We start from the raw sequence: 1,340 nt of genomic DNA, 5'->3' as shown, positions 1-1,340 counted from the left end.
GCACGAAGAGCCCGCCGGCCGCATGCACCGCATCGGCGACCGCCTTCAGGTAGTTGTCGGGCAGGATCATCCCGGAGGCGGTCTCGACGTGCGCCGCGAACACCAGCGCCGGCGACTCGCGGCGGATAGCCTGCACCACCTCGTCGATCGGCGCCGGCGCGTACGGTGCCTGGTAGCCCGAGCCGGTGGGCCGCGCCTTCAGCACCGTGGCCGACGACGGGATCGAGCCCATCTCGAAGATCTGCGTCCAGCGGTAGCTGAACCAGCCGTTGCGGATCACCAGCACGCGCTGGCCGGTCGCGAACTGCCGGGCCACCRCCTCCATGCCGAAGCTGCCGCTGCCCGGCATCACGATCGCGGTCGGCGCGTGGTAGGTGCGCTTCAGCGTGTCGGTGATGCCGCGCAGCACGCCCTGGAACTTCTTCGACATGTGGTTCAGCGCACGGTCGGTGTAGACCACCGAGAACTCGAGCAGGCCGTCGGGATCGACCTGGGGCAGCAGTCCGGGCATGGGGTGTCTCCGTCAAGGTGTTGTGGGGCGCAGCGTAGCACCGGTCCGTTCCCTGCTGCCCCGCTTCCCTGCCATCATCGCGCGCATGCCTATCCACCTGAGCCTGCACCCGAGCCTGTGTTGCGCCGCTGCCGTGCTGCTGGCGGCTTGCGCCCCTTCACTTGTCCACCCGCCTGCCCCGCCGCCCGTCGTGCTGCTCGGCGAGGTGCACGACAACGCCGCGCAGCACACGCTGCGGCTCGCCGAGTTCAGGAGGCTGCTCGACGGCGGCGCGCGCCCGGCGCTGCTGATGGAGCAGTTCGACCGCGACCGCCAGCACGAGATCGACCGGCTGCGCGGCGCGACGCCGCCCCCGACGGCCGCGGCCCTGGTCGCCGCGGTGGCCGGCAGCGACTCCGGCTGGAACTGGCGCTTCTACACGCCCTTCGTGCAATTGGCGCTCGACCACGGCCTGCCGATCGTCGCGGTCAACGTGTCGCGCGCCGAGAGCCGCCAGGTGATCAGCCAGGGCCTGGCCGGCACCGGCTTCTCGGCCGACGTGCCGGAGGCGATCTGGTCGGCCCAGGCCGGCGACATCGAGGCGAGCCACTGCGGAATGATCGACGCCGCCACCGCCCGCCGCATGGCCGGCGCGCAGGTTGCGCGCGACCAGTTCATGGCGCGCATGGTCGAGGCCCATGCCGATCGCGGCGTGGTGCTGCTGGCCGGCAACGGCCATGTGCGGCGCGATGTCGGCGTGCCGCGCTGGCTGGCCGACGGCACGCGGGCGCGCAGCCGCAGCATCGGCTACCTGGAGGACACCGATGTGCCGCCGCCGGGGGCATACGAC

Annotated in this window: 2 protein-coding genes; one reads left to right on the top strand and one right to left on the bottom strand. The window is 72.1% G+C overall.

The window, feature by feature from the left end; genetic code table 11:
• A partial coding sequence (locus tag AC1D15_RS32520) for a pyridoxal-phosphate-dependent aminotransferase family protein (RefSeq protein WP_477829310.1) occupies nucleotides 1–511 on the bottom strand: 511 nt, incomplete at its 3' end.
• 85 nt (nucleotides 512–596) lie between these two features.
• On the opposite strand from AC1D15_RS32520, the gene AC1D15_RS32515 reads away from it, so the two are divergent.
• Nucleotides 597–1,340 (top strand): ChaN family lipoprotein (locus tag AC1D15_RS32515; protein WP_477829309.1); only part of this gene is annotated, 744 nt, incomplete at its 3' end.

Source organism: Rhizobacter sp. P2_H2, from assembly GCF_056403375.1.
The sequence above is the reverse complement of the archived record's forward strand: the minus strand, read 5'-3'. Positions and strand labels throughout refer to the sequence as shown.